A 6,126-nucleotide genomic window follows, 5' to 3' on the forward strand; every position below is an offset into this window, starting at 1 on the left:
GCTCTTATTGATAGCAAACAATAACAAAATTATTCTTTCCTCAAAAAAGTTGGCAACTACACTTGGAATGGGTAAAAATAATATCGAAAGTTACAATCTGGATTTATATAATGCTGGATTATTAAAATTCTTACCCAATGGATTTGAGCTTACTCCTAAAGAACTATTATTAAGCAATGATATTGCCAAACAACGCAAAGAGTGGAATCCAACCAACTCTAAAAATATGGTTAAGCTGACTTTAAAGCTCAAATAATAGGTAGTGGGGATTATTTATACTGGTTATTATATATATTAATAAATGGTACAAAAAATCCTCATTCTACCTTAAATACACTTTATAATCACATAAAGTCTGATTTTTTAAATAGATACAACATTAAAGTGTAAAAATGGATTTTATAACCCCAATCCCCAAAATGTTGTACGGGATGCCATACCCCAATTTTATACCCCCTCTCACAAAGCAAAGGAAAAATGAAAATTGGCAGACACTACTCACCCCCAGATTCATTATAAATTTTACTATTCACCTCACATCATTGATAGACTTTATAGGATGATACACAAATACATAGATAATATAAATAGCCTAATCGTATCACCCCTATAAATGTACCAAGAGTATTTGTAATCGTACCAAGAGGGAATCGAAGCAATTCATTGCTTCATGGGCGATTCATTGCTCTGGAGTTAATTCAATCAATAATCATTTAAAAAATTAATCATTATGAGAAATTTAGTTATTATGCCATCTATGGCACAGAACCGTGAGAGAATGAATTTGGGTGAATATGCAGAAGAAGCTACCATTATCATGGATGAGCCAGTAAAGCCAGCCAATCATTTTATCGAAGCCAACACACAGGAAGTAACATTGAATCATTTAAAGAATGATTGCATTACTCCAGTGTTCTCTAAAGACAATGAGCTTACAATCAATCATGCTCAGTTTGTGGAAACAATACAGGATGCAGCACAATCTTTCTTTTGTGGTGAAAAAGTGGAACAAGCCACAATCAGAACAAGCCACATTATTAAAGGTAGAATCCCAGAAGCTATCCATAAACCAGCAAATCAACTTTTGGAATCTGATAAGACTATCTACTATGAAAGATGTGCTTTCAGTATTGATGTTCCAACCATTTATGAAACAGTAGGAGAAAATAAATTAAATCTTTCTATCGTAGGTGTGAGAGCTTACAACCAGATGAATCTATATTCAAAGAAAGTTCCAGAGTTGTTCCGTCTTGCAATTGGATTCAAAAACCAAGTCTGCTGTAACATGTGCATATTTACAGACGGTTACAAGGATGATTTGAGAGTAAGCAATACTACAGAATTATATCGTGCAGCATTAGAACTATTCAGTAACTACAACCCAGCCAAGCATATTTATCTTATGCAACAATTAGGTAACACTTCTATGAGTGAACACCAATTTTGTCAGATAATAGGTAGAATGAGACTTTATCAATGTTTGCCAACAGGCTACCAGAAAGCATTGCCAAGAATGTTGCTTACTGATACACAAATAAACAGTGTAGCTAAAGCATACATCAATGATGAAAACTTTGGTAGCTTTGGAAGTGAACTTAATATGTGGAAATTTTACAATTTATTGACTGGAGCTAATAAGTCAAGCTATATTGATTCATTCTTAGACCGTTCACTTAATGCTACAGAAATGGCTTTAGGAATCAATTCAGCTTTACATGGTGATGAGAAATATAAATGGTTCATTGATTAAATGAGCTTTATTGATTGAGAGAAAAGGGCAGCTATTAAGTTAGTTGTCCTTTTTTCGTTTATATAAACTTATAATACAAACTATTATGAATAAAGATATTGAAAAAGTAGTTGAGCATATTACAGAAATGCAGAACAAATTAAACCGCAGTGAGAATAATCTGCAATACATTAAAAGACTACAGTCACTTAAATACTGGCTACACAGATTTGATGAACTGTTGGAAAACAGACTTGCAGGAGAATATGCAGCAGTTTATGAAAGCTATTTCTGTACCTGTTGCGGATTCTCTTTTTATGATAGAATCTGTAATTCTATTCTGGATTATAAATATGGAAATAAACCTTTTTAAATTTTGACATTATGAATATAGATTATAAAGTAGGAGAAGTGAAATTATCATACAAACCCAAATTCAAGAATCAACAAAAAGTAACCTGTTCAGAGGATGCTTATAAATATCTACTTTCTACATATAAGAAAGGAACTATATGCTACAAGGAATATTTCAAAGTCTTGTTTCTTAATCAAGCCAACCAAGTTTTAGGATATACTCTAATTTCAGAGGGAGGACTGACAGAAACAACAGCAGATGTAAGACTTATATTCCAAGCTGCATTACTTACTAATTCTGTAGCTTTAATTCTGGCACATAATCATCCAAGTGGAAATTTAAAGCCAAGTCCAGAGGATATAAGACTGACTAAGCAAGTAAGAGAAGCATCTAATTTTATGAGGATAAAAGTTTTAGACCATATCATCCTTTCAGATACAGAATACTACAGTTTTGCTGATGAAGGAATGCTGTAAGATAAACAAGGACACTCAATATTTTTAGTTGGGTGTCCTTACATTATAATATTCACTTCTGCTATTAGTGAATGTTTCCTTATAAATCAATGAGTTAGTAAATCCAACTCAAAATTAATATTCACTTTTATTCATTTACTTATAAAACAGAACATTATGTCACTTAAATATTCAAGCACAACAGCAGACTATCTTGTTTGGTCAGATGCAATGAACCTTATAAGAAAACTGGCTAAAGATGATAATTATAAAATATCACTTCTTATAGCTTTAGGGTGTTTCACAGGATTAAGAATATCTGATATTCTATCTTTAAGATGGAAACAGATATTAGATATTGACGAATTTACTGTAATTGAGAAAAAGACAGGAAAGCAAAGAACTATAAGACTGAATCCCCAGCTACAGGAACATATCAGAGAATGTTACGAGCATATAAACCCAATTGGAATAAATGCACCAATCTTAGTAAGTCAGAAAGGCACAGTATTTTCAGTCCAGAGAATAAATATCATTCTTAAAGAGGTAAAGAAGAAGTACAGGCTAAAGATTAAAAACTTTTCCTGCCATTCACTTAGAAAAACTTTTGGCAGACAGGTTTATAATATGAACAGCGACAATTCAGAACTTGCTTTAGTTAAGCTTATGGAATTATTCAATCATAGTTCTGTTGCCATTACTAAAAGATACTTAGTATTAAGACAGGAAGAAATATTGCAGACTTATGAATCATTAAGTTTCTAAACAACAGGTAGGACAAATCAAGAACAAGGTTTGATTTATAAACCCAAATCAAAGTTTGTCCTACCTAAAATTAAAACTCCAGATATACTTAAAGTCTGATTATTTATGTTTGGCATTTCAGCCTTATAGTAACAGGTCAAATACATAAGTTTTTAAACTTTAGAATCACTTCTACTTTTATAATCCATATGGAGATAGCTGTTTCAAAATATCCAAAGAAATAGCCGTATATATATAGTCATATAAATTTTGAGTATATAAATAAATATTTATTTTAGATTTTATTCAGAATATCAAAACCTTTCGTTACATTTGCATCAATTTCAGTGGATTATAGAGTTAATAAACTGGAAGGACATAATTAAACGAAAGGTGTTATTGAAATTATCTTCTTGTAACAAATCTCGCAAATTTGAAACGCTGTGAAGATGATGGCAATAGCACCACACCATTGATATATCCATACCTTATGTTTATAGGGCTTAGATATTGTCAAATTGGTGTGGGATGCTATTGTTTTATCCACAGCAAAGGCAATGAATGCGAGAGCCTGTTACAAGGATAAAGCAAATAGTGTTCCCACACCTTTTTTATTTACTGCTTATCGTAGGGAACAGGTAGGCATTATATAATATAAAAATGACAACTACTGAAAAACTTTACACAGCAGGACTTGCTTTGTTTTTTGTTGATTTTACAAAACCATCAGGGCTAAGTTGCATAAATAATGAATTAATTAAATTAGGAATAAGAGACGTTAAAGATGCTATGTCTGCTATTCAAAATAGTACTAAAGAAGAAATTTATAGAGTCCTTAGAAATATGAATAGAGAAGATAAAAAGACAGCACAACAACACTTGCTAAATTCATATTTAAATGGCGGTAAAAAGAATGAGCCACAAATGGCTTTTATTTTAAATGAAATACTATCAGAATGTGGAATGATTGATAAACAAATATAATTATGGGATTCTTTTCAAATTACAATGCTATTGGACGCATTAATGCTTTAATTAAACAGCTTGAGCCAAAACTTGATTATATAGCAGGAGAATTACAATATCCATATTCAATAAATAAAGAACGACTTAGAGTAGAATGTGGAACGGTCAGTGTACTTATGAGTGAAATTGCTGATATAATACAGAGTTCAGGGCGAAGCGTATTTCTTGCACCTTATTATTTTAAAGGTAGGAAAATGACCATAATGGATTTGCACGGAATTGCTGCTTCTTTAGTTCAGCAAGCAGAAGAATTATTATAATAATACAACCATTAATACATACTAATATGAATGAAATTCAACAGAAAAAAATTATGTCTTCCATTTTTGGAATAATGATGGTAAGTGGACATCTTAATGACCAATTTAAGATGGCAAAGGAACTGAAAGCTATTCATTACTTACTTAAAACACAAGAGAATCTTTCAGAACAAGAAAGCGATAACTGTTTATATTACTTTTTTAAAGAATATGCACAAGGATGCAAACAGCCTATTTCTGATTCATATATAAGAAATAATATGATTCCCATCATAAAAAATTTTGATAGCATGGATTTGACTGCTGGTGCTTCTTTATTATTAGCAGCAAAAACAAATCTCCGATAAGCATCATAATTATTGAATCTAATGAAAGCATATAATTGGATATTTTTTTTATTCATAATTGGAATAGCATCTTGTAAATACAATAAGAATTATAGTTCTTATATAGATACAACTTTACAATCTAAAGCTACATCAATCTTAGAAAGCAAACTATCAGAACTTAATGCTTTATCTGGTCAAGCCATAATCATGGAAGTTCAGACAGAGCAAATAAAAGCTATGGTAGGACTTGAAAGAAAAGATAGTGCAACTTATCAGCCAAGTGAGAATCTACCCCAAACACAAACTTTGGGATTGATACAACCTTTATCTATATTGGCAGCACTTGAAACAGGTAAAGTCAAATTATCAGATACTGTAAATGTTGGCAATGGAATTTATTCTGATAATGGAATAGAGATAAAAGACCATAACTGGCAAAGAGGTGGATATGGTACAATCACTATCCAACAGGGATTAGCTGTAAGTTCAGAAATTGCAGTATATAAAACAATAGAAAAGGCTTTTGGCAGTGAACGGGAATATCAAGCCCAGTTAAATAAAATGGGGATTAATTTAGATAGTCTGAATACTCTAAAAATGCTTACTCTATATAATGATATTGCCAAGAATGGGAATATAGCAAGTAAAGCAAATACAGATAGCCTAAAGCAAGCATTAAAATATGTGGTAACTGATGGTTTAGGACAAACCGCAAAATCAGAGAAAGTACAGGTAGCTGGAAAAACAGGTACTTTACAACTTGAAAATGGAAGCTATATTGTAGAGTTCTGTGGTTATTTCCCTGCTGACAATCCACAATATTCTATTATTGTTTCTATCAATAAGGAAGATTTACCTGCTGCTGGTTTTATGGCTGGTGACGTGTTTAGGCAGATAGTAGATTATATGAACAAATAGCCAATTAAAATTTATATGTAAGAACAGCATTTGAGCCAAAAACTCTTATGCTGTTTTTCTTTTATATAGATACAACATTTTAAAAGAAAATATAGATTACATACCCCTATCAAAGAAATGTTGTAAGATATATAGTATTCTGAAATAAGGATAATCCCAAAGAACATAGAAAAAAGCAATACTATATGTTTCTAATTACTTAAATATCTATAGTCACTGACTACAATTATAAAGCATTTAATTTGTGCTTCATTTATGAAATAGCTATATTTGTACAAGGATATACTTATTTATTAAGTAAACCAAAGAG

Annotated in this window: 8 protein-coding genes and 1 pseudogene; all 9 read left to right on the forward strand. The window is 31.3% G+C overall.

The window, feature by feature from the left end; translation table 11 throughout:
* Window positions 1–256 (forward strand): annotated as a pseudogene (locus I6E11_RS13935) (hypothetical protein); the annotation flags it as partial.
* A gap of 474 nt (window positions 257–730) precedes the next feature.
* A complete protein-coding gene (locus I6E11_RS13940; RefSeq protein WP_235338746.1) occupies window positions 731–1,750 on the forward strand; it encodes a DUF3871 family protein in 1,020 nt (339 codons plus the stop codon).
* Window positions 1,751–1,835: 85 nt separating this feature from the next.
* Window positions 1,836–2,102 (forward strand): hypothetical protein, encoded by a 267-nt coding sequence (locus tag I6E11_RS13945; protein ID WP_235338747.1) that lies wholly within the window; start codon window positions 1,836–1,838, stop codon window positions 2,100–2,102.
* Window positions 2,103–2,113: 11 nt separating this feature from the next.
* The gene (locus I6E11_RS13950) at window positions 2,114–2,560 is read left to right on the forward strand and encodes a JAB domain-containing protein (protein WP_235338748.1); all 447 of its coding nucleotides are present in this window, start codon (window positions 2,114–2,116) and stop codon (window positions 2,558–2,560) included.
* A 156-nt stretch (window positions 2,561–2,716) separates the two neighbouring features.
* Complete coding sequence (locus I6E11_RS13955; protein ID WP_235338749.1) at window positions 2,717–3,304, forward strand: tyrosine-type recombinase/integrase; 588 nt, start codon at window positions 2,717–2,719, stop codon at window positions 3,302–3,304.
* Window positions 3,305–3,943: 639 nt separating this feature from the next.
* Complete coding sequence (locus I6E11_RS13960; RefSeq protein WP_235338750.1) at window positions 3,944–4,267, forward strand: hypothetical protein; 324 nt, start codon at window positions 3,944–3,946, stop codon at window positions 4,265–4,267.
* 2 nt (window positions 4,268–4,269) lie between these two features.
* Entirely contained in the window at window positions 4,270–4,569 is a 300-nt protein-coding gene (locus I6E11_RS13965) for a hypothetical protein (RefSeq protein ID WP_235338751.1), read from the forward strand.
* A 26-nt stretch (window positions 4,570–4,595) separates the two neighbouring features.
* Window positions 4,596–4,916: a hypothetical protein gene (locus tag I6E11_RS13970; RefSeq protein ID WP_235338752.1), complete on the forward strand. Its 321-nt coding sequence runs from the start codon at window positions 4,596–4,598 to the stop codon at window positions 4,914–4,916.
* Window positions 4,917–4,937: 21 nt separating this feature from the next.
* Complete coding sequence (locus I6E11_RS13975) at window positions 4,938–5,816, forward strand: penicillin-binding transpeptidase domain-containing protein (RefSeq protein WP_235338753.1); 879 nt, start codon at window positions 4,938–4,940, stop codon at window positions 5,814–5,816.
* Window positions 5,817–6,126: the final 310 nt, after the last annotated feature.

It is taken from the genome of Bacteroides caecigallinarum, from assembly GCF_021531075.1.
Lineage (GTDB): Bacteria > Bacteroidota > Bacteroidia > Bacteroidales > Bacteroidaceae > Phocaeicola > Phocaeicola caecigallinarum_B.

What these genes read in the sequence shown, in the direction of transcription:
- I6E11_RS13940 (WP_235338746.1), top strand. Translation starts at nt 731, where the DNA reads ATGAGAAATTTAGTTATTATGCCATCTATGGCACAGAACCGTGAGAGA.
- I6E11_RS13945 (WP_235338747.1), top strand. Translation starts at nt 1,836, where the DNA reads ATGAATAAAGATATTGAAAAAGTAGTTGAGCATATTACAGAAATGCAG.
- I6E11_RS13950 (WP_235338748.1), top strand. Translation starts at nt 2,114, where the DNA reads ATGAATATAGATTATAAAGTAGGAGAAGTGAAATTATCATACAAACCC.
- I6E11_RS13955 (WP_235338749.1), top strand. Translation starts at nt 2,717, where the DNA reads ATGTCACTTAAATATTCAAGCACAACAGCAGACTATCTTGTTTGGTCA.
- I6E11_RS13960 (WP_235338750.1), top strand. Translation starts at nt 3,944, where the DNA reads ATGACAACTACTGAAAAACTTTACACAGCAGGACTTGCTTTGTTTTTT.
- I6E11_RS13965 (WP_235338751.1), top strand. Translation starts at nt 4,270, where the DNA reads ATGGGATTCTTTTCAAATTACAATGCTATTGGACGCATTAATGCTTTA.
- I6E11_RS13970 (WP_235338752.1), top strand. Translation starts at nt 4,596, where the DNA reads ATGAATGAAATTCAACAGAAAAAAATTATGTCTTCCATTTTTGGAATA.
- I6E11_RS13975 (WP_235338753.1), top strand. Translation starts at nt 4,938, where the DNA reads ATGAAAGCATATAATTGGATATTTTTTTTATTCATAATTGGAATAGCA.